Origin of the sequence: Streptomyces sp. ASQP_92 (genome assembly GCF_025399895.1) — a bacterium.
Lineage (GTDB): Bacteria > Actinomycetota > Actinomycetes > Streptomycetales > Streptomycetaceae > Streptomyces.
This window is the reverse complement of record NZ_JAODUA010000021.1, coordinates 83,017-103,002: the sequence shown is the minus strand read 5'-3', so window position 1 is coordinate 103,002 and position 19,986 is coordinate 83,017. Positions and strand designations below refer to the sequence as shown.

The 19,986-nt window shown below is 70.8% G+C and carries 19 protein-coding genes, 1 pseudogene and 1 riboswitch; of the genes and pseudogenes, 12 read left to right on the top strand and 8 right to left on the bottom strand.

The window, feature by feature from the left end; all coding sequences use genetic code 11:
* From N4G70_RS31470 to N4G70_RS31460, 3 genes are all read left to right on the top strand, one after another.
* Positions 1 to 501 (top strand): DNA-processing protein DprA (locus N4G70_RS31470; protein ID WP_261716176.1); only part of this gene is annotated, 501 nt, incomplete at its 5' end.
* A 243-nt stretch (positions 502 to 744) separates the two neighbouring features.
* Positions 745 to 1,587 (top strand): RNA polymerase sigma factor WhiG, encoded by an 843-nt coding sequence (whiG, locus tag N4G70_RS31465; protein ID WP_261716175.1) that lies wholly within the window; start codon positions 745 to 747, stop codon positions 1,585 to 1,587.
* An 83-nt stretch (positions 1,588 to 1,670) separates the two neighbouring features.
* Positions 1,671 to 2,225 (top strand): TetR/AcrR family transcriptional regulator, encoded by a 555-nt coding sequence (locus N4G70_RS31460; RefSeq protein ID WP_261716179.1) that lies wholly within the window; start codon positions 1,671 to 1,673, stop codon positions 2,223 to 2,225.
* An 85-nt stretch (positions 2,226 to 2,310) separates the two neighbouring features.
* Here the strand turns inward: N4G70_RS31460 and N4G70_RS37075 are convergent, their stop codons facing one another.
* Together N4G70_RS37075 and N4G70_RS37070 are read right to left on the bottom strand one after the other, a co-directional pair.
* Positions 2,311 to 2,502: a hypothetical protein gene (locus N4G70_RS37075; protein ID WP_315904314.1), complete on the bottom strand. Its 192-nt coding sequence runs from the start codon at positions 2,500 to 2,502 to the stop codon at positions 2,311 to 2,313.
* A 246-nt stretch (positions 2,503 to 2,748) separates the two neighbouring features.
* Positions 2,749 to 2,952 (bottom strand): annotated as a pseudogene (locus N4G70_RS37070) (peptidoglycan DD-metalloendopeptidase family protein); the annotation flags it as partial.
* 291 nt (positions 2,953 to 3,243) lie between these two features.
* Between N4G70_RS37070 and rpsB the strand changes: the two are divergent.
* The 9 genes from rpsB to N4G70_RS31410 all read left to right on the top strand — a co-directional run bounded on the left by rpsB (position 3,244) and on the right by N4G70_RS31410 (position 13,154).
* Complete coding sequence (rpsB, locus tag N4G70_RS31450) at positions 3,244 to 4,167, top strand: 30S ribosomal protein S2 (protein WP_261716173.1); 924 nt, start codon at positions 3,244 to 3,246, stop codon at positions 4,165 to 4,167.
* 122 nt (positions 4,168 to 4,289) lie between these two features.
* Positions 4,290 to 5,126, top strand: coding sequence for a translation elongation factor Ts (gene tsf, locus N4G70_RS31445; RefSeq protein WP_261716172.1), 837 nt, complete (start codon positions 4,290 to 4,292; stop codon positions 5,124 to 5,126).
* A 157-nt stretch (positions 5,127 to 5,283) separates the two neighbouring features.
* Positions 5,284 to 6,072: a UMP kinase gene (pyrH, locus tag N4G70_RS31440; RefSeq protein ID WP_261716171.1), complete on the top strand. Its 789-nt coding sequence runs from the start codon at positions 5,284 to 5,286 to the stop codon at positions 6,070 to 6,072.
* Positions 6,073 to 6,195: 123 nt separating this feature from the next.
* The gene (frr, locus tag N4G70_RS31435; RefSeq protein ID WP_120727660.1) at positions 6,196 to 6,753 is read left to right on the top strand and encodes a ribosome recycling factor; all 558 of its coding nucleotides are present in this window, start codon (positions 6,196 to 6,198) and stop codon (positions 6,751 to 6,753) included.
* Complete coding sequence (locus tag N4G70_RS31430; RefSeq protein WP_261716170.1) at positions 6,753 to 7,862, top strand: phosphatidate cytidylyltransferase; 1,110 nt, start codon at positions 6,753 to 6,755, stop codon at positions 7,860 to 7,862. Before frr ends, N4G70_RS31430 begins: the two co-directional genes overlap by 1 nt.
* Before the next feature lie 90 nt (positions 7,863 to 7,952).
* Entirely contained in the window at positions 7,953 to 9,059 is a 1,107-nt protein-coding gene (rlmN, locus tag N4G70_RS31425) for a 23S rRNA (adenine(2503)-C(2))-methyltransferase RlmN (protein ID WP_120721116.1), read from the top strand.
* Between the two features lie 65 nt (positions 9,060 to 9,124).
* Positions 9,125 to 9,243: riboswitch (TPP riboswitch) on the top strand.
* A gap of 82 nt (positions 9,244 to 9,325) precedes the next feature.
* A complete protein-coding gene (locus N4G70_RS31420) occupies positions 9,326 to 10,423 on the top strand; it encodes a thiamine ABC transporter substrate binding subunit (protein ID WP_261716169.1) in 1,098 nt (365 codons plus the stop codon).
* A gap of 77 nt (positions 10,424 to 10,500) precedes the next feature.
* Positions 10,501 to 12,114, top strand: coding sequence for an iron ABC transporter permease (locus N4G70_RS31415; RefSeq protein WP_261716178.1), 1,614 nt, complete (start codon positions 10,501 to 10,503; stop codon positions 12,112 to 12,114).
* Positions 12,114 to 13,154 carry an ABC transporter ATP-binding protein gene (locus N4G70_RS31410; RefSeq protein WP_261716168.1) on the top strand — a complete coding sequence of 347 codons (1,041 nt, stop codon included), beginning with the start codon at positions 12,114 to 12,116 and terminating at the stop codon, positions 13,152 to 13,154. Before N4G70_RS31415 ends, N4G70_RS31410 begins: the two co-directional genes overlap by 1 nt.
* Before the next feature lie 232 nt (positions 13,155 to 13,386).
* Here the strand turns inward: N4G70_RS31410 and N4G70_RS31405 are convergent, their stop codons facing one another.
* The 6 genes from N4G70_RS31405 to N4G70_RS31380 all read right to left on the bottom strand — a co-directional run bounded on the left by N4G70_RS31405 (position 13,387) and on the right by N4G70_RS31380 (position 19,927).
* The gene (locus N4G70_RS31405; protein WP_261716167.1) at positions 13,387 to 14,301 is read right to left on the bottom strand and encodes a hypothetical protein; all 915 of its coding nucleotides are present in this window, start codon (positions 14,299 to 14,301) and stop codon (positions 13,387 to 13,389) included.
* A gap of 109 nt (positions 14,302 to 14,410) precedes the next feature.
* A complete protein-coding gene (locus N4G70_RS31400) occupies positions 14,411 to 15,574 on the bottom strand; it encodes an LOG family protein (RefSeq protein WP_261716166.1) in 1,164 nt (387 codons plus the stop codon).
* Between the two features lie 395 nt (positions 15,575 to 15,969).
* Positions 15,970 to 17,127, bottom strand: coding sequence for a hypothetical protein (locus N4G70_RS31395; RefSeq protein WP_261716165.1), 1,158 nt, complete (start codon positions 17,125 to 17,127; stop codon positions 15,970 to 15,972).
* Positions 17,109 to 17,846 carry an ABC transporter ATP-binding protein gene (locus N4G70_RS31390; RefSeq protein ID WP_261716164.1) on the bottom strand — a complete coding sequence of 246 codons (738 nt, stop codon included), beginning with the start codon at positions 17,844 to 17,846 and terminating at the stop codon, positions 17,109 to 17,111. The genes N4G70_RS31395 and N4G70_RS31390 overlap by 19 nt, the downstream gene beginning before the upstream one ends.
* 171 nt (positions 17,847 to 18,017) lie before the next feature.
* Positions 18,018 to 19,397 carry an aspartate aminotransferase family protein gene (locus tag N4G70_RS31385; RefSeq protein WP_120721110.1) on the bottom strand — a complete coding sequence of 460 codons (1,380 nt, stop codon included), beginning with the start codon at positions 19,395 to 19,397 and terminating at the stop codon, positions 18,018 to 18,020.
* Complete coding sequence (locus N4G70_RS31380; protein WP_261716163.1) at positions 19,382 to 19,927, bottom strand: Lrp/AsnC family transcriptional regulator; 546 nt, start codon at positions 19,925 to 19,927, stop codon at positions 19,382 to 19,384. Before N4G70_RS31380 ends, N4G70_RS31385 begins: the two co-directional genes overlap by 16 nt.
* Between the last annotated feature and the right edge of the window lie 59 nt (positions 19,928 to 19,986).

Here is a 19,986-nt window from a genome sequence, read left to right as displayed (position 1 = left end):
TTCATCCTGCGCAACCGCGTCATCGCCGCCCTCACACGCGGAACCGTCGTCGTCGAGGCCGAGTACCGCAGCGGCTCCCTCGTCACCGCCCGCGCCGCACAGAAACTCGGCCGCTACACCATGGGCGTCCCCGGCCCCGCCACCAGCGGCCTCTCCGCGGGCGTTCACGAACTCCTGCGCGGCGAAGCGGTCCTGGTCACCGACGCCGAAGAAGTCGTCGAACTCGTCGGAGACATGGGAGAACTCGCCCCCGCCCGCCGCGGCCCCGTCCTGCCCCGCGACCTCCTCGCCCCCGACGCCGCCCGCGTCCTGGAAGCCCTGCCCGCCCGCGGCGCCGCACCCGCACGCGACCTCGCCCGCGAAGCCGGAACCAGCGCCGACGAAGCACTCGGCCGCCTCTACGAACTGCACGCCCTCGGCTTCGTCGAACGAGTAGGAGACGACTGGAAGTTGACGCCGACCGCGCTCCACCCCGCCGGAACGCGGCGAGGCGGTGCTTGACCAGGGGCATTCGGGTGACAAGGTGAGAGGGCGGCGTCCACCACGGGCCGCACAGCAGCGCTTTCGGGGCCCACACGCGGCGCTGCCTCCCCCACCTGCGCAAGCGCCGAAAGCCACCCGAGCGACCGGGCCCGATCACCCGGCCTTCGCGCACCGCGACGGCCCAGTCACGCTACGCTCACGAGGACCCCCGACCGGAAACAGCCCCCGCTCACGTCACAGCAGAACGGCTCAAGGCAACGCATGCCCCAGCACACCTCCGGGTCTGATCGCACGGCAGCGCCCCCGGCTGCCCGCGGCAGCGGCACCGTGCGGCCATCGGCACCCTCGTCCGTCGACGAGCTGTGGCGGTCGTACAAAGCCACCGGCGACGAGCGGCTGCGCGAGCAGTTGATCCTGCACTACTCGCCCCTGGTCAAGTACGTCGCGGGCCGCGTGAGTGTGGGCCTGCCACCCAACGTCGAACAAGCCGACTTCGTCTCCTCCGGGGTCTTCGGCCTCATCGACGCCATCGAGAAGTTCGACATCGAGCGGGCCATCAAGTTCGAGACGTACGCCATCACCCGGATCCGCGGCGCGATGATCGACGAACTGCGCGCCCTCGACTGGATCCCGCGCTCCGTACGCCAGAAGGCGCGCGCCGTGGAACGCGCCTACGCCACCCTCGAAGCCCAGCTCAGACGCACCCCCTCGGAGCTCGAAGTCGCCTCCGAGATGGGCATCGCCGTCGAGGAACTGCACTCCGTCTTCAGCCAGTTGTCGCTCGCCAACGTCGTGGCCCTCGAAGAACTGCTGCACGTCGGCGGCGAGAGCGGCGACCGGCTCAGCCTCATGGACACCCTCGAGGACACCTCCGCGGACGACCCCGTCGAAGTCGCCGAGGACCGCGAACTGCGCCGACTGCTCGCCCGGGCGATCAACACCCTCCCCGAACGCGAGAAGACCGTCGTCACGCTCTACTACTACGAAGGCCTCACCCTCGCCGAGATCGGCAACGTCCTCGGGGTCACCGAGAGCAGAGTGAGCCAGATCCACACCAAATCGGTGCTCCAGCTACGGGCCAAACTGGCGGACGTCGGGCGTTGAGAGCCCCGGACGAATCGTCCCTGCCGACCCCGTTCCGCGCCCGGCCGTAAAGTGGAGCAGTGCCCAGGATCCGAGCGGCCTCCGTGGCCGAGCACCGCACCATGCAGCGCGACGCCCTGCTGGACGCCGCACGCTCACTGCTGTCCGAAGGCGGGACGGAAGCGCTGACCTTCCCCGCCCTGGCCGAGCGCACCGGCCTCGCCCGCTCGTCCGTGTACGAATACTTCCGCTCCCGCGCCGCGGTCGTCGAAGAACTCTGCGCCGTCGACTTCCCGCTCTGGGCCGCCGAAATCGAAGGCGCCATGCAGCGGGCCGACACCCCCGAGGGCAAGGTCGAGGCGTATGTACGCCACCAGCTCGGCCTCGTCGGCGACCAGCGCCACCGCGCCGTCGTCGCCATCTCCGCCAGCGAACTCGACGCCGGCGCCCGCGAAAAGATCCGGGCCGCCCACGGCGGCCTCATCGCCATGATCGTCGAGGCGCTCGCCGACCTCGGCCACACCCAGCCGCCCCTGGCCGCGGTCCTCCTCCAAGGGATCGTCGACGCGGCGGTGCGCCGCATCGAACAAGGCACGACCGACCCGTCCGCCATCGCGGACGCGGCAGTGGCGATGGCGCTGCGCGGGGTCGGGGGCTGAATTTCCACTGACCTTCTGGGGGCCTCCCCCCCCCGCCCCCCACCCCCTCCCTCCCCCCCAACCCCACCCCCCGTCTCCCCACCCCTCACCCCGGCTCAGCCACCCCCGCCACCGGCAGCAGCCGGGAGTGCGCGGCGCGATGGAGCAGCAACAGGGGATTGAGGTAGGTGTCGCCCCGCAGCAGTCCCCAGTGCAGGCAGCCCTGGGGGCAGTGGGAGGGCGCCTCGGAGGTGGTGGCCACCACCTCGCCCGCCGCTACTTGGGCGCCCTCCTTCACGAGGGGCTGGACTGGTTCGTAAGTAGTCCTCAACGGGGTGTTCAAAGGGGCTCTCGGCAAAGTTCTCATCCAGCCTGTCGACCCACCTGCTGACCAGCCCGTCGACCAGCCTGTCGACCCGCCTGCTGACCAGCCCGCCGACCCAACACTCGACGCATCCGCCCTTCCCCGACCCGCACTCCCCGCGCCGCCCACTCCCGCCCCCGACCCGTCCCCACCTCCCCTCGCCAAAGTGATCGTGAGAACCCCCCGTCCCGCGACCTGGCCCGCGAAGGTGACGCGGCCGGGGGCGGCGGCGCGGACGGGGGTGCCGGGGGGTGCGGCCAGGTCGACGCCTCGGTGGCCGGGGCCGTAGGGCGTGGCTGGTGGGGCCCAGGGGTGGATGACGGTGGGTGGCAGGACGGGCCAGGTGGCCGCGGCTGCCAGGGCGAGGAGGAGTGTTCGGTGCATGGGTACAGGGTCCCGGGCGGGGGCGGTTCGGGGGGATCTTGGTCGTGGGCTGTGGACAACCAGGTGGTTGTGGACAACGCCGTCACCCGGCACTGTGCGGGTCCCGTACACTTCATGTGGCGATCCGGGTGACCGGATCGACTTCGCACGCCCCGCCGGCGGTCTCACCACCATCGTCGGCCACGCCTCTCGGTCCTTATCCCCTCAGGGTTCAGGGCGCGGCGTACCGGGGCGTCAGGCGCGGCAGCCGACCGGCGGCCGTGGTAACCGAGTACCTCAAGGAGTACGGCCATGGCCGTCGTCACGATGCGGGAGCTGCTGGAGAGCGGCGTCCACTTCGGTCACCAGACCCGTCGTTGGAACCCGAAGATGAAGCGCTTCATCTTCACGGAGCGCAACGGCATCTACATCATCGACCTGCTCCAGTCGCTGTCGTACATCGACCGCGCCTACGAGTTCGTCAAGGAGACCGTCGCGCACGGCGGCTCCATCATGTTCGTCGGCACCAAGAAGCAGGCGCAGGAAGCGATCGCCGAGCAGGCGACGCGCGTGGGCATGCCCTACGTCAACCAGCGCTGGCTCGGCGGCATGCTGACCAACTTCTCCACCGTCTACAAGCGTCTGCAGCGCCTCAAGGAGCTCGAGCAGATCGACTTCGAGGACGTCGCGGCCTCGGGTCTCACCAAGAAGGAGCTCCTGGTCCTCTCGCGCGAGAAGGCCAAGCTGGAGAAGACCCTCGGTGGTATCCGTGAGATGTCGAAGGTTCCCAGCGCCGTCTGGATCGTCGACACCAAGAAGGAGCACATCGCCGTCGGTGAGGCGCGCAAGCTCCACATCCCGGTCGTCGCGATCCTCGACACGAACTGCGACCCCGACGAGGTCGACTACAAGATCCCGGGCAACGACGACGCGATCCGTTCCGTCACCCTGCTCACCCGCGTGATCGCCGACGCCGTCGCCGAGGGCCTCATCGCCCGTTCCGGCCAGGCCACGGGCGACTCGAAGCCGGGCGAGAAGGCGGCCGGCGAGCCGCTCGCCGAGTGGGAGCGCGACCTGCTCGAGGGTGACAAGAAGGCTGACTCCGAGGAGTCCGCCGAGGCGCCCGCCGCCGACGCCGCTCCGGCCGACGAGGCCGAGAAGCCGGCCGAGGCCGCTGCTGAGGCTCCGGCCGCCGAGGCCACCGAGGCTCCGGCCGCGGACGCCGAGCAGGCCTGACCCCTTAACCGGGAACCACAGGTTCGGTAGTTGACGGCGGGGGCCACAAGCCCCCGCCGTCGACCCGTAGCCCCGCAGATCTTCGTAGATCTTTCTAGACTCCGAGAGAGAAACACAGACTCATGGCGAACTACACCGCCGCTGACGTCAAGAAGCTCCGTGAGCTCACCGGCGCCGGCATGATGGACTGCAAGAAGGCCCTCGACGAGGCCGACGGCAACGTCGACAAGGCCGTCGAGGCCCTGCGCATCAAGGGTCAGAAGGGCGTCGCCAAGCGCGAGGGCCGTTCTGCCGAGAACGGCGCCGTCGTGTCCGTCATCTCCGAGGACAAGACGTCCGGCGTGCTGGTCGAGCTGAAGTGCGAGACGGACTTCGTCGCCAAGGGTGACAAGTTCCAGGCCGTCGCCGCCAAGCTGGCCGAGCACGTCGCCGCCACCTCCCCGGCCGACATCGCCGCGCTGCTCGCCTCCGAGATCGAGGCCGGCAAGACCGTTCAGGCGTTCGTCGACGAGGCCAACGCCAACCTCGGCGAGAAGATCGTCCTGGACCGCTTCGCGCAGTTCACGGGTGGCTTCGTGGCCGCGTACATGCACCGCACCATGCCTGACCTGCCGCCGCAGATCGGTGTCCTTGTCGAGCTCGACAAGGAGAACGCCGAGGTCGCCAAGGGCGTCGCGCAGCACATCGCCGCGTTCGCGCCGAAGTACCTCACCCGTGAGGACGTTCCGGCCGAGGTCGTCGAGACCGAGCGTCGCGTCGCCGAGGAGACCACCCGCGCCGAGGGCAAGCCCGAGGCCGCGCTCCCGAAGATCGTCGAGGGTCGCGTCAACGGGTTCTTCAAGGACGCCACGCTGCTTGGCCAGCCGTACGCGCTGGACAACAAGAAGTCCGTCGAGCAGGTTCTGAAGGAGGCCGGTGTCACCCTGAAGCGCTTCTCGCGCATCAAGGTCGGCATCTGAGTCCGTTCGGCGTTCGACACTGGACCCCGCTAGGGTCTGAGGCAGTCGTTCGCGCACGCGACGGACGACCGCAGATCTGACGAGGAGGCCATTGCCGCTAGGGACTACGAGTACCCACCGGCAATGGCCTTCTTCGTATGTGCACGAGGAGATCCCCATGAATCAGGGCGCGGACGCAGCCAAGGCCGATCACTCGGCCGACCACAAGCGCGATGACGACAAGGTGGCCGGACGCTTCATGCTGAAGCTGTCCGGCGAGGCGTTCGCCGGAGGCGGGGCGCTCGGTGTCGACCCCGACGTCGTGCACAACATCGCCCGAGAGATCGCCGCCGTCGTCCGGGACGGCGGGCAGATCGCCGTCGTCATCGGCGGAGGCAACTTCTTCCGGGGCGCCGAGCTCCAGCAGCGCGGCATGGACCGGGCCCGCTCGGACTACATGGGCATGCTCGGTACGGTGATGAACTGCCTCGCCCTCCAGGACTTCCTGGAGAAGGAGGGCATCGACTCGCGCGTCCAGACGGCCATCACGATGGGCCAGGTCGCCGAGCCGTACATCCCGCTGCGGGCCGTGCGCCACCTGGAGAAGGGGCGCGTCGTCATCTTCGGCGCGGGCATGGGCATGCCGTACTTCTCCACCGACACCACCGCCGCCCAGCGCGCCCTGGAGATCGACGCCGAGGCCATGCTGATGGGCAAGAACGGGGTGGACGGGGTCTACGACTCCGACCCCCGGATCAACCCCGACGCGGTGAAGTTCGACGCGCTGGAGTACGGCGAGGTCATCACGCGGGACCTGAAGGTCGCCGACATGACCGCGATCACCCTGTGCCGCGACAACAACCTCCCGATCCTCGTCTTCGAGCTCCTGACGGCCGGCAACATCGCGCGTGCCGTCAAGGGTGAGAAGATCGGCACTCTCGTGAGCGACCAGGGCACCCGGGCCTGACCGGGGGATGGACAATCCCCTGCCGGTCGGACACCGTGCAGGGAAAGACGCTGGTTATCCAGGGCCCAAGGCTCAGGTCGCCCTGAGCACTCCCGGCCCACCCAAGACATGCAGGAGCAAGTGGTGATCGAAGAAACCCTCCTCGAGGCCGAGGAGAAGATGGAGAAGGCCGTCGTCGTGGCCAAGGAGGACTTCGCCGCGATCCGCACCGGGCGTGCGCACCCGGCGATGTTCAACAAGATCGTGGCGGACTACTACGGGGCGCTGACGCCGATCAACCAGCTCGCGTCGTTCTCCGTGCCGGAGCCGCGCATGGCGGTCGTGACGCCGTTCGACAAGAGCGCGCTGCGCAACATCGAACAGGCCATCCGCGACTCGGACCTGGGCGTCAACCCCAGCAACGACGGCAGCATCATCCGCGTGAACTTCCCGGAGCTGACCGAGGAGCGCCGCAAGGACTACATCAAGGTCGCGCGCACCAAGGCCGAGGACTCCAAGGTGTCGATCCGCGCCGTGCGCCGCAAGGCCAAGGACGCCCTCGACAAGCTCGTCAAGGACAAGGAGTCCGGCGAGGACGAGGTCCGCCGTGCGGAGAAGGAGCTCGACGACACCACCGCCAAGTACGTGGCGCAGGTCGACGAGCTGCTCAAGCACAAGGAAGCCGAGCTGCTCGAGGTCTGATGAACGACTCTTCCTGGGGGGCTCCGCCGAGACCCGAATTCTGGGGAACCCCCGAGGGGCCTTCCCAGGGGGCGTTCCCGGCGGGGCCTGCATACGATGCGTATGACGCCCCGCCCGTGTCGAGGACGCAGCCGATGCCGGTCGTTCCCGACACCCGCGAAGACGTCGAAGTCCGCGATCAACGTGACCTGGGGGCCGCCCTGCCGGGCGGCCCCTACTTCCGCGACGAGACGCCGCAGGAGCCCATGGCAAGCCCTCCGCCCGTGCCCCCCGTGCCTGCCCAGCCGGAGAAGAAGAAGGCGGGCCGTGACCTGCGGTCCGCGATAGGGGTCGGGGTGGGCCTCGGCGCGCTCGTCCTCGCGTCGCTGTTCATCGTGAAGGCCGTCTTCGTCGGAGTCGTCGCGGTCGCCGTGGTCGTCGGGCTGTGGGAGCTGACCAGCCGCCTCGAGGAGCGCAAGCAGATCAAGGCGCCGCTGGTGCCGCTCGCGGTGGGCGGTGCGGCGATGGTCGTCGCCGGATACGTCAGGGGCGCCGAGGGTGCCTGGGTGGCGATGGCGCTGACCTCGCTCGCGGTCCTGGTGTGGCGGATGACCGAGCCGCCGCAGAACTATCTGCGGGACGTGACCGCGGGCGTGTTCGCCGCGTTCTACGTGCCCTTCCTCGCCACGTTCGTCACGATGCTGCTCACCGCGGACGACGGACCCTGGCGGGTACTGACCTTCCTGCTCCTGACGGTGGTCAGCGACACGGGGGCGTACGCGATCGGCTGGCGCTTCGGCAAGCACAAGCTCGCGCCGCGCATCAGCCCCGGCAAGACCCGCGAGGGCCTGTTCGGCGCGGTGTCGTTCGCGATGGTGGCGGGCGCGCTGTGCATGGAGTTCCTCATCGACGACGGCACCTGGTGGCAGGGCCTGCTCCTGGGTCTCGCGGTCGCGGCCAGCGCCACGCTCGGCGACCTCGGCGAGTCGATGATCAAGCGGGACCTGGGCATCAAGGACATGGGCACGCTGCTGCCGGGCCACGGCGGCATCATGGACCGCCTGGACTCCCTGCTGCCGACGGCTCCGGTGGTGTGGCTGCTGTTGGCGGTGTTCGTAGGAACCGGCTGACCTGCGTTTTTGTATCGCTTTGAAGGGTGAGGGCTCGTCGTCCACAGGACGGCGAGCCCTTTTCCGTACGTCTGAGACACTTGAGGAACCATGCCCAAGCCCGGAGAACTCACTTTCGTCGCCCCCCGCGGAGCCAAGAAGCCGCCGCGGCACCTCGCCGACCTCTCGCCCGCCGAGCGCAAGGAAGCCGTCGCCGCGATCGGCGAGAAGCCGTTCCGCGCCAAGCAGCTTTCCCAGCACTACTTCGCGCGGTACGCCCACGACCCGGCCGAGTGGACCGACATTCCGCTCGCCGCGCGCGGCCGCCTCCAGGAGGAGCTGCTGCCGGACCTGATGTCCGTGGTGCGGCACATCTCCTGCGACGAGGACACCACCCGCAAGACGCTGTGGAAGCTGCACGACGGGACGCTCGTCGAGTCCGTCCTGATGCGCTACCCGGACCGGGTCACGATGTGCATCTCCTCGCAGGCCGGCTGCGGCATGAACTGCCCGTTCTGCGCCACCGGCCAGGCCGGCCTGGACCGCAACCTGTCGACCGCCGAGATCGTGCACCAGATCGTCGACGGCATGCGGGCGCTGCGCGACGGGGAGGTGCCGGGCGGCCCGGCCCGCCTGTCCAACATCGTCTTCATGGGCATGGGCGAGCCGCTCGCCAACTACAAGCGCGTGGTCGGCGCCATCCGCCGCCTCACCGACCCCGAGCCGGACGGCCTCGGCCTGTCCCAGCGCGGCATCACCGTCTCCACGGTGGGCCTGGTCCCCGCCATGCACCGCTTCGCCGACGAGGGCTTCAAGTGCCGGCTCGCGGTGAGCCTGCACGCCCCCGACGACGAGCTGCGCGACACCCTCGTGCCGGTCAACACCCGCTGGAAGGTCCGCGAGGTCCTCGACGCGGCGTGGGAGTACGCCGAGAAGTCCGGGCGCCGCATCTCGATCGAGTACGCCCTGATCCGTGACATCAACGACCAGGCGTGGCGCGGCGACCTGCTGGGCCGGCTGCTCAAGGGCAAGCGGGTGCACGTCAACCTGATCCCGCTGAACCCGACGCCGGGCTCCAAGTGGACGGCCTCGCGGCCCGAGGACGAGAAGGCGTTCGTCGAGGCCATCGCGGCCCACGGCGTGCCGGTGACGGTCCGCGACACCCGCGGTCAGGAGATCGACGGAGCCTGCGGTCAGCTCGCCGCCTCCGAGCGCTAGTCCAAGGGGCAGAACGGCCGGGGGCCCTGTCAGGGGCCCCGTGTAACCTGGCCGGAAACATCTGCATATTCCGACAGGGGAGCGCCACAGCGCTGAGAGTGCGGTGCCCGCGAGGGACACGGACCGCAGACCCTCTGAACCTTGCCCCGGTCATTCGGGGTAGGAAGTTCGGCGATTACTCAAGCTGTTGCGCCCTGCCCGCACGACCTCTCGTCGTGCGGGCAGGGCCGCGTCTCTTCCTGGTCATCTCCAGGAGGAATGAACACATGCGCAGTACCAAGAGGCTCGCGGCCGGCGCGATCGCCGCCGCCCTCGGGGTCACCACGCTGGCGGCCTGCGGCGGCTCGGACGGCAAGAAGTCCGGCTCGGGCGAGGCTTCCACCAGCAAGACGGTGACGCTCGTCAGCCACGACTCGTTCGCCGCCTCGGACCCGGTGCTCAAGGCGTTCACCGCCCAGACCGGCTACACCGTCAAGGTCCTCAAGTCCGGGGACGCCGGCGCCGCCCTCAACCAGGAGATCCTCACCAAGGGCTCCCCGCGCGGCGACGTGTTCTTCGGCGTCGACAACACCCTGCTCTCGCGCGCCCTCGACAACGGCATCTTCACGCCGTACGAGGCCAAGGGCCTGGACCGGGTGCCCGCCGGCGTCCAGCTCGACCAGGACAAGCACCGGGTCACGCCCATCGACACCGGCGACATCTGCGTCAACTACGACAAGAAGTACTTCGCGGACAAGAAGCTCAGCCCGCCGCAGTCCTTCGACGACCTGATCAAGCCCGAGTACAAGGACCTCCTCGTCACGGAGAACGTGGCGACGTCCTCCCCGGGGCTCGGCTTCCTGCTCGGCTCGGTCGCGCAGTACGGCGACGGGGGCTGGCAGGACTACTGGAAGAAGCTCAAGGCCAACGGCGTCAAGGTCGTCGACGGCTGGGAGCAGGCCTACAACACGGACTTCTCCGGCTCGGTCGGCGGCAAGAAGGCCAAGGGCGACCGGCCGCTGGTCGTCTCCTACGCCTCCAGCCCGCCCGCCGAAGTGATCTACGCCGACCCCCGGCCCGCCCAGGCCCCCACCGGCGTCGCCACCGGCACCTGCTTCCGCCAGACCGAGTTCGCGGGCCTGCTCAAGGGCGCCAAGAACGAGGCCGGCGGCAAGGCGCTCCTGGACTTCCTGATCTCCAAGAAGTTCCAGGACGACATGCCGCTCCAGATGTTCGTGGACCCGGTCGCCAAGGACGCGGTGCTCCCGCCGGAGTTCACCACGTTCGGCGCGAAGATCACCAAGTCGGCCACCGTCGCCCCCGACACGATCGCCAAGAACCGCGACCAGTGGGTCAAGACATGGTCCTCGCTCGTCCTGAAGTAGAGCGCCCCCGGGACAAGCGGCGCCGTGGCGCGACGCGTCGCGGCGCGCTGCGGGGCAACGCGCTGCGGTTCGGCCTCATGGCCGGGCCGCTCGCGTTCTTCGCGGTGTTCTTCGCCTGGCCCGTGGCCGCCATCGTCGCCAGGGGCCTCACGGCGGACGGCACCTGGCGGTTCGGCCGGCTCGGCGAGGTACTGAGCGACCCCGACATCGCCCACGTCCTGTGGTTCACCACCTGGCAGGCGCTCGCCTCCACCGCGCTCACCCTGCTGATCGCGCTGCCCGGCGCATACGTCTTCGCACGCCTGGACTTCCCCGGCAAACAACTGCTGCGGGCCGTGGTCACCGTGCCGTTCGTGCTGCCGACCGTCGTCGTGGGCACCGCGTTCCTCGCCCTGCTCGGCCGCGGTGGCCTGCTCGACCAGCTCTGGGGGGTACGCCTGGACACCACGGTGTGGGCGATCCTGCTCGCACACGTCTTCTTCAACTACGCCGTCGTCGTACGCACCGTCGGCGGGCTGTGGTCACAGCTGGACCCCCGCCAGGAGGAGGCCGCCCGCGTCCTCGGCGCGTCCCGCCTCGCGGCCTGGCGCAAGGTCACCCTTCCCGCGCTCGGGCCCGCCGTCGCCGCCGCCGCGCTGATGGTCTTCCTGTTCACCTTCACCTCGTTCGGCGTCGTACAGATCCTCGGCGGCCCCACCTTCTCCACCCTCGAAGTGGAGATCTACCGCCAGACCGCCGAACTCCTCGACCTGCCGACCGCGGCCGTCCTGACCATCGCGCAGTTCGCGGCGGTCGGCGCGATCCTCGCCGTGCACGCCTGGACGGTACGCCGCCGCGAGAGCGCCCTCGCGCTCGTGGACCCGGCCCACACCTCCCGCCGCCCGCGCGGCGCCGCCCAGCGCACGCTGCTCGCCTCGGTCCTCGCCGTCGTCGCCCTGCTGATCCTGCTGCCCCTCGGCGTCCTCGTCGAACGCTCCCTGGACACCCCCGACGGCTACGGCCTCGGCTACTACCGGGCGCTCCAGGACGCCGGCGACAACGGCAGCTTCCTCGTGCCGCCCATCGAGGCGATCGGCAACTCGCTCCAGTACGCCCTGGCCGCCACCGTGATCGCGCTGCTCATCGGGGGCCTCGCCGCGGCCGCCCTCACCCGGCGCGGCAGCGGCCGGCTGATGCGCGGCTTCGACGCCCTGCTGATGCTGCCGCTCGGCGTCTCCGCCGTGACCGTCGGCTTCGGGTTCCTGATCACCCTCGACGAGCCGCCTCTCGACCTCAGAACCTCCTGGATCCTGGTGCCGCTCGCCCAGGCCCTGGTCGGCACGCCGTTCGTCGTACGGATCATGCTGCCGGTGCTGCGCGCGGTCGACGGACGTCTGCGCGAGGCGGCCGCCTTGCTCGGGGCGTCCCCGCTGCGGGCCTGGCGGGAGGTGGACCTGCCGCTGATGCGCCGGGCGCTGCTCGTCGCGGCGGGCTTCGCGTTCGCGGTCTCCCTCGGCGAGTTCGGGGCGACCGTCTTCATCGCCCGGCCCGACCATCCGACGCTGCCCGTCGCGGTCGCCCGCCTCCTCGGCCGCGCCGGCGACCTCAACTACGGCCAGGCGATGGCCCTCAGCACGATATTGATGGTGGTGTGCGCGGTGTCGCTGCTCGTCCTTGAACGCGTCCGGACCGACCGGAGCGGGGAGTTCTGATGCTGAGACTCGACGGTGTGACCGTACGGTTCGGCGAGCGGGCCGCGCTCGACGCGGTCGACCTGGAGGTCGCCGAGCACGAGACGGTATGTGTCCTCGGGCCCAGCGGCAGCGGCAAGTCGACCCTGCTCCGGGTCGTCGCCGGGCTCCAGCACCCCGACGCCGGACGGGTGTTGCTCGGCGGCGCCGACCAGGCGGGGGTGGCGGTGCACAAGCGCGGCCTCGGCCTGATGTTCCAGGACCACCAGCTCTTCCCCCAGCGCGACGTCGCCGGGAACGTGGCGTTCGGGCTGCGCATGCGGAGGGCCTCCCGGGCCGAACAGGCCCGCAGGGTGGGGGAGTTGCTCGAACTGGTCGGGCTGCCCGGCGCCGAGCGGCGGGCCGTCGCCGCCCTGTCCGGCGGCGAGCAGCAGCGCGTCGCCCTCGCCCGGGCGCTCGCCCCCTCGCCCCGCCTGCTGATGCTGGACGAGCCGCTGGGCCAGCTGGACCGCACCCTGCGCGAGCGCCTGGTGGTCGAACTCCGTTCACTCTTCGCCCAGTTGGGCACCACGGTACTGGCCGTCACGCACGACCAGGGCGAGGCGTTCGCGCTGGCCGACCGGGTCGTGGTGATGCGGGACGGCCGCATCGCGCAGACCGGGACACCCCTGGAGGTCTGGCAGCGCCCGGCGTCCGAGTTCGTGGCCCGCTTCCTCGGCTTCGAGAACGTGGTTCCGGCGACGGTGACGGGCGAGGTGGCCGCCACGCCCTGGGGAAAGGTGCCGGTCCCGGCGGGCTCCCCCCAGGGCGAGGCCCGCGTCCTGGTCCGCCCGGCGGGTGTCCGGCTCGTGCCGGAGCGCGAGGGGCTGGGGTGCGTGGTGGTCGCGCGCACGTTCCGGGGCAGTCATGTGGCGCTGCGACTGCGGCCGGTGGCCGGGCCTTTGATCGAGGCGGAGTGTGAGTTGGCGTCCGCGCCGGGGGTGGGGGCGGAGGTGGGTGTCGCCTTCATGGCGGGGGGCGTGACGGTCCTGGAGTCTCTTCCCGCCCCGCCCCTTCCCTAGACCCTCCGGGGGTGGTGTTCGGGTGCGGGTGGTAGGTCGCTTCTTGCGCAGTTCCCCGCGCCCCTGAGAAACCCGCTTTCGTGTGCGGGCCGTGAGTGAGTGGTCGCGCAGTTCCGCGCGCCCCTGCGAAGGGGGCCTGGGGCGAAGCGCCAGTGGGCCGGGCCCTTCAACCCCCGCCACGGGTGGGCGGGTGGTCGAACCCGCCGGGGTCGGGGGCGGAGCCCCCGGGGGGTCAGGTGGGGGTGCTCGCCGGTGTGGGGGTGCCGGTCGCGCCGGCCCCCTCCGCGACCCCCTCCGACCCGTACCAGGCCACCGCCACCGCCCCGCCCACCGCGAGGACGAAGCCCAGGATCGCCATCCAGGCCAGGCCCGCCCGGGACGCGTCGCCCAGCCACAGGACGCCGATCGCGCCGGGCAGTACCGTCTCGCCCACCACCAGCGCCGCCGTCGCGCCGTTGACCGAGCCGATCTGGAGGGCCACCGTGTGCAGATACATGCCGCCGACACCGGCGACCGCAATCGCGTACAGCGCAGGGTCGGCGAGCAGCGTGGCGGCGTTGAAGGGGTCGATTCCGTCGAGGATGCGGACGCCGACGCCGAGCGCGCCGAAGCCGAGCCCCGACAGGAGCCCCGCGAGGATCGCGGCGCGGGCGCCCAGCAGGCGTACCACCACCGTGCCCCCGGCCATCAGGGCGAGCGAGATCACCAGCAGCCACCAGTGCGTGGCCGGCGCGGTGTGCCCGCTGCCCTCGTGGCCCGCCGCCGAGGCGAGCAGGACCAGCGCCGAGCAGACCACGCCGATGGACGTCCACTCGGCGCGGCTCAGCCGGATACCGAGGAGTTTGACGCTGAGCACCGCCGTGATCACCAGGTTCGCGCTGATCACCGTCTGGGAGAGGAAGAGCGGGAGCAGACGGGCGGCCAGCGCGCCGAGGCCGAACCCGACGAAGTCGAGGACCGTCCCGACGATGAACTCCCAGGTCGTCGCCGCCTTGGCGGTCGAGGAGAGGCTGGGCCCACCGTGCTGGGTCCGGTCGGCGGCGGCCGCGTCGCGGCGGGCGGACCTGCGGGACCCGACGGCTTGCAGGACCGAGCCCGTGCCGTAACAGACCGAGGCGGCCATGGCGGTCAGCAGACCGAGCAGCACAGATGACTCCGTTCCTGGCGGGGGCAACCGGTTCACCCCACTCCGCTTTACCAGACGTTTGCCTGCGCTTGGGAGTTGCCTGGAAGGCCGATCGTTCTGTCCCGCCGAGCTAGCGGGACAGGCGGGCCAGTGCGTCGGGCGCCTCGGACACCGAGTCGACCAGGGCGATCCGGGCCGCCATCGGACGGTCCTTCGCCAGCGCCTGGAGCAGCGGCCACGTCGGCAGCGACTCCGTCCAGTGCGCCCGGTCGACGAGCACCATCGGCGTCGGCGTGCCCCGCGACTCGTAGAAGTTCGGCGTCGCGTTGTCGAAGATCTCCTGTACGGTGCCGGCCGCGCCCGGCAGGAAGACGACGCCCGCGTTGGAGCGGGCGAGCAGGCCGTCCTCGCGGGTGGCGTTGGCGAAGTACTTGGCGATGGAGTTCGCGAACGCGTTCGGCGGCTCGTGCCCGTAGAACCAGGTGGGGATGCCCACCGAGGTTCCGCCGCGCGGCCACTTCGTACGCACCTCGAAGGCCGCGCGCGCCCAGCGCGACACGGACGGCCTGAACGAGGGCTCCGTACCGAGGAGTTCGAGGGCCGAGTCCAGCATCGCGTCGTCGAAGGGCGCCGCGTACGCGCCGAGGTTCGCGGCCTCCATCGCGCCGGGGCCGCCGCCCGTGGCCACGGTGAAACCGGCGCGGGCCAGGGTGCGTCCGAGGACGGCCGCGCCCTTGTACTCGTCCGTGCCGCGGGCCATCGCGTGACCGCCCATCACGCCCACCACCCGTGCCCCGACGAGCAGTTCGTCGAGGGCGTCGGAGACCGCGTCGTCGTGGATGGAGCGCAGCATCGAGGAGAAGATGTCGCCATCCGTCCTGGTCCGCTGGGACCAGGCGTACGACAGCGCGTCCGGGGTGCGTTCATAGCCCGACGCGAGCCCCTCGAAGAGTTCGGCGGGGGAGTAGAGCGCGCCGCGGTAGGGGTCGAAGGGCAGGTGCGGGACCGGGGGGAAGACCAGGGCGCCGTCGGCCCGGACCTTCGCGGCCGCCTCCGGCTCCATCACGCAGCCGAGGAAGACGGCGCCGGCGGTGTCGGTGGTGAGGAGGGCGGGGGTGCGGGGGGTGAGGTCCAGGGATTGCACGCGGTGGCCGGCGAGGCCTGCGGGGGTGGTGGGATCGGGGTGGTCGGCTCGTCCGGCCCGGGCGGCTTGCTCGACGACCGTGTCGAACTCTTCGAGGGTCTCGATCTCGGTGTCGCTGGCTGCGGGGGGTGTCTTCTCTGTGTCCGGCACGACGCCATGCTAGGTGGGGGGTGAGGGGGGTTGTGGTGCGGGGTGGCCACGGCCCGCGAACGCTTTTCGCGCAGTTCCCCGCGCCCCTTGGAACCCCGCTTTCGTCTGCGCGCCGTGTCCGCTGTTCGCGCAGTTCCCCGCGCCCCTAAAACCCTCGGTCGTGTGCGGACCGTGCCCGCTTCTCGCGCCGTTCCTCACGCCCCTCAAACCCCGCTTTCGGCCGCGGGCTGTGGTCGCTTCTCGCGCAGTTCCCCGCGCCCCTTGACTGCTCGGTGCTGGGGCACCTTCAGCCCGTCCGGCGTTTGAGGACGAGCGCCCTTAAGGCGCGATACGGGGTTTGGGGCGGAGCCCCAAGGGGGTGCCCCTTGCTTAGAACGCGCGCCCCCCGCGGAGCGCTACCGCAGGGGAATCGCCGCCACCTCAGCGATGGTCACCGTCACGGGGGCGAACACCGTCAGCAGGGCCAGGGCCCGGAGCAGCGTGGCGGTTCGCAGGACCGTCGGGGGGGTGCCCAGGGACAGGAGGGCCGCTGTGGTGTGGGCGCGGGCGTGGCGGGATTCCAGGGTGGCGGTCAGCAGCGTGGCCACCGTGCAGCTCATCACCAGCGCCGCGCCGAGGCCGGTGAGCGGGCCGAACGGGTGCGGGCCCGCGCGGTCGCCGTACAGGGTGGCCGCCGCGATCGCCCCGGAGGCCACCGCGCACACCACCCCCAGGGGCCGGCCGATGCGGCGGGCCTCCGCCATCAGGACCCGGCCCGCGAGCAGGCGTGCCGCGCCCGGGCGGGCCAGTTGCAGGAGGCGTCCGCTGAAGTGGGCGAGCGCGGGGCCCGCGAGGGCCAGGCCGAGCGCGGTCAGCGCCCAGCCGGCGAGCACCCCGGCGGGCGCGCCCTCGGGGTGGCCCGGCATCGGGAACGCGGAGCCCCGCGCGCCACTGCCCTCGTACGTCTCGACCGCGAGGCCCGCCGTGACGAGCGCGCAGCCCCAGGGCAGGCCGGACGGCGCGGGCGCCGGCTCCTCGGGGTGCACCGGGTCGGCGGCCGGGACCGGGCGCCGGGCGCTCGGGCGCAGGGCGAGCCCGGCCGCGATGGAGGCGGTCACCGGCAGGACGGCGAGCAGGGTCAGGGCGCCCGCCACCGGCATCGGCTGGTCGGCCGCGAGCAGACCGGCGGCGGCCCCGTCGAAGGGGAGCCCGTTGATGTCGCCGCGCGGATGGAGATAGACCAGGAGCGCCACCGCCGAGCCCAGCGTGCAGGTGACGGCGGTCGACGCGGCGGCGATCGCGGCCAGCCGGGCCGGACCCAGACCCACCGCGGAGAGACCGGGGCGCGGCCGGGTGCTGGGGTCGGTGCGGGCCACCGCGACCGCGAAGTGCACCGCGGCGGCCAGCGGAACCGCGCACCACAGCAGCCTCAGCACCGAGCCGCCGGGATGGCCGACGGCGTAACCCAGTGTGCACAGCAGGAGGAAGCCGACCCCGGCGGACGCGGCGGACACCAGCAGGCGGCGCAGCAGGACCAGGGGGTGGGTACCGCGGGCTAGACGGAGAGCGAGCACGCGGCGATACCCTCCGCATCCGAAGTGCCGGTGTTTTTGCGGGAGTTGACGCGACGGCCGTCGATGAGGACCACGGTGCGGTCGGCCAGCGCCGCCACCTCGGTGTCGTGGGTGGCGAGCAGCGTGGTGATGCGGTGCGAGCGGGCCGCGGTGAGCAGCGTGCGCAGCACCTGGTCCCGGTCGGCGCGGTGCAGGGTCGCCGTCGGCTCGTCCACGAACAGCACGGCCGGCTCGGTGACCAGGGCGCGGGCGATCGCGACGCGCTGGCGCTGCGCCTGGAGCAGCGCGTGCGGGCGCTTCTTGGCGCAGGTGTCGATGTCGAGGCGCTCCAGCCACTCCAGGGCGGCCTTCTTCGCGGTCCGCTGCGCCACCCCGCGCAGGAGCAGCGGCAGGGCCGCGTTCTCCCAGGCGCACAGTTCGGGGACCAGGGTGGGCTCGGGGTCGATCCAGCCGAAGCGGTCGCGCCGCAGCCGTTCGCGGGCCACCGGGCCCAGGGTGTGCACGGGCGCGCTGTTGAACCAGACCTCGCCCTCGTCGGGCACGAGCGTGCCCGAAAGGCAGCGCAGCAGGGTCGTCTTGCCCGAGCCCCGGGGGCCGCCGACGGCGAGGATCTCGCCCTCGCGGACGCCCACGCTGACCCCGGTCAGGGCGGGCGAGCCGCTGTGGGAGTGGTGCAGGGAACGCGCCCACAGCACGTCGTTGTCCGGCGGAGCCACCATGGTGCACACCTCGGTTCAGATCAGATTTCCTGCTCCCCGTACGGGGGAACGAAGGCAGGGCCGATCGGTCACTGGGCACGCTAGGCACTGGGGTGTGGCTGTCCCCACAGCACGCGGCCCGGCCGCGCCCATCTCACTCGGATGGGCGCGGCCGGGCCGGGGCGCGGACGGTCAGAGCTTGGTCCAGGCCTCCGTGAGCACCTGACGCAGGACGCCCTCGATCTCGTCGAAGGTGTTCTGGTCGGAGATCAGCGGCGGGGCGAGCTGGACGACCGGGTCGCCGCGGTCGTCGGCGCGGCAGTACAGGCCGTTGTCGTAGAGCGCCTTCGACAGGAAGCCGTACAGGACGCGCTCGGTCTCCTCGTCGTTGAAGGTCTCCTTGGTGGCCTTGTCCTTCACCAGCTCGATGCCGTAGAAGAAGCCGTTGCCGCGGACGTCACCGACGATCGGCAGGTCGTGCAGCTTCTTGAGGGTGTCGAAGAAGGCGCCCTCGTTGTCGAGCACGTGCTGGTTGAGACCCTCCTTCTCGAAGATGTCGAGGTTGGCCAGGCCCACCGCGGCGGAGACCGGGTGGCCGCCGAAGGTGTAGCCGTGCAGGAAGGTGTTGTCGCCCTTGTAGAACGGCTCGGCGAGCTTGTCGGAGATGATGCAGGCGCCGATCGGGGAGTAGCCCGACGTCATGCCCTTGGCGCAGGTGATCATGTCCGGCACGTAGTCGAACTTGTCACAGGCGAACATCGTGCCCAGGCGGCCGAAGGCGCAGATGACCTCGTCCGAGACGAGCAGCACGTCGTACTTGTCGCAGATCTCGCGGACCCGCTGGAAGTAGCCGGGGGGCGGCGGGAAGCAGCCGCCCGCGTTCTGCACCGGCTCCAGGAAGACGGCAGCCACGGTCTCGGGGCCCTCGAAGAGGATCTCCTGCTCGATCTGGTCGGCGGCCCAGCGGCCGAAGGCCACCGGGTCGTCGGCGTGGATCGAGGCGCGGTAGATGTTGGTGTTGGGCACCTTGTGCGCGCCGGGGACCAGCGGCTCGAAGGGCGCCTTGAGGGCGGGCAGACCGGTGATGGACAGGGCGCCCTGCGGGGTGCCGTGGTAGGCGACCGCACGCGAGATGACCTTGTACTTCGTGTGGTTGCCGGTGAGCTTGTGGTACTGCTTCGCCAGCTTCCAGGCGGTCTCGACGGCCTCGCCGCCACCGGTGGTGAAGAAGACCTTGTTGAGGTCGCCCGGGGCGTAGTTCGCCAGGCGCTCGGCGAGCTCGACGGCCTTGGGGTGGGCGTAGGACCACACCGGGAAGAAGGCCAGTTCCTGCGCCTGCTTGTACGCGGTCTCGGCGAGCTCGTGACGGCCGTGGCCGGCGTTGACGACGAACAGGCCCGACAGGCCGTCCAGGTACTTCTTTCCCTTGTCGTCGTAGATGTAGGTGCCCTCGCCACGGACGATGGTGGGAACGGGCGCGTTCTCGTACGACGACATGCGGGTGAAGTGCATCCACAGGTGGTCGTAGGCGGTACGGCTGAGGTCCTTGCTCACGGCTATCGGGTTCCCCACATATAGGTCTGCTTCTTCAGCTTGAGATAGACGAAGCTCTCGGTGGAGCGCACGCCGGGGAGCGCGCGGATCCTCTTGTTGATCACTTCGAGCAGGTGGTCGTCGTCCTCGCAGACGACCTCCACCATCAGGTCGAAGGAGCCCGCGGTCATCACCACGTACTCGCATTCGGCCATGGCCGTCAGGGCCTCCGCCACGGGGTCGAGGTCTCCCTCGACCCGGATGCCCACCATCGCCTGGCGCCGGAACCCCACGGTGAGGGGGTCGGTGACGGCGACGATCTGCATCACGCCCTGGTCGAGAAGCTTCTGGACGCGCTGGCGCACGGCCGCCTCCGACAGGCCCACGGCCTTGCCGATCGCGGCGTACGGGCGGCGCCCGTCCTCCTGGAGCTGCTCGATGATCGCCAGGGAGACGGCATCGATCGACGTTCCGTTGCTGCGACGCGCAGCGTCCCCCTGAGGGGCGGTGGTCGGGAGGCGGGAGGGCGATCCGCTCCCGGTCCTGGGGTCTGTGCTTCTGCTGGCCACGGAGCAACTGTGCACCCGACTCGTCCGTCCCGCAACCCCAAAGCGATGAAATTCGTTGT

What these genes read in the sequence shown, in the direction of transcription:
- whiG (WP_261716175.1), top strand. Translation starts at nt 745, where the DNA reads ATGCCCCAGCACACCTCCGGGTCTGATCGCACGGCAGCGCCCCCGGCT.
- rpsB (WP_261716173.1), top strand. Translation starts at nt 3,244, where the DNA reads ATGGCCGTCGTCACGATGCGGGAGCTGCTGGAGAGCGGCGTCCACTTC.
- tsf (WP_261716172.1), top strand. Translation starts at nt 4,290, where the DNA reads ATGGCGAACTACACCGCCGCTGACGTCAAGAAGCTCCGTGAGCTCACC.
- pyrH (WP_261716171.1), top strand. Translation starts at nt 5,284, where the DNA reads ATGAATCAGGGCGCGGACGCAGCCAAGGCCGATCACTCGGCCGACCAC.
- N4G70_RS31430 (WP_261716170.1), top strand. Translation starts at nt 6,753, where the DNA reads ATGAACGACTCTTCCTGGGGGGCTCCGCCGAGACCCGAATTCTGGGGA.
- rlmN (WP_120721116.1), top strand. Translation starts at nt 7,953, where the DNA reads ATGCCCAAGCCCGGAGAACTCACTTTCGTCGCCCCCCGCGGAGCCAAG.
- N4G70_RS31420 (WP_261716169.1), top strand. Translation starts at nt 9,326, where the DNA reads ATGCGCAGTACCAAGAGGCTCGCGGCCGGCGCGATCGCCGCCGCCCTC.
- N4G70_RS31415 (WP_261716178.1), top strand. Translation starts at nt 10,501, where the DNA reads ATGGCCGGGCCGCTCGCGTTCTTCGCGGTGTTCTTCGCCTGGCCCGTG.
- N4G70_RS31410 (WP_261716168.1), top strand. Translation starts at nt 12,114, where the DNA reads ATGCTGAGACTCGACGGTGTGACCGTACGGTTCGGCGAGCGGGCCGCG.
- N4G70_RS31390 (WP_261716164.1), bottom strand. Translation starts at nt 17,846, where the DNA reads ATGGTGGCTCCGCCGGACAACGACGTGCTGTGGGCGCGTTCCCTGCAC.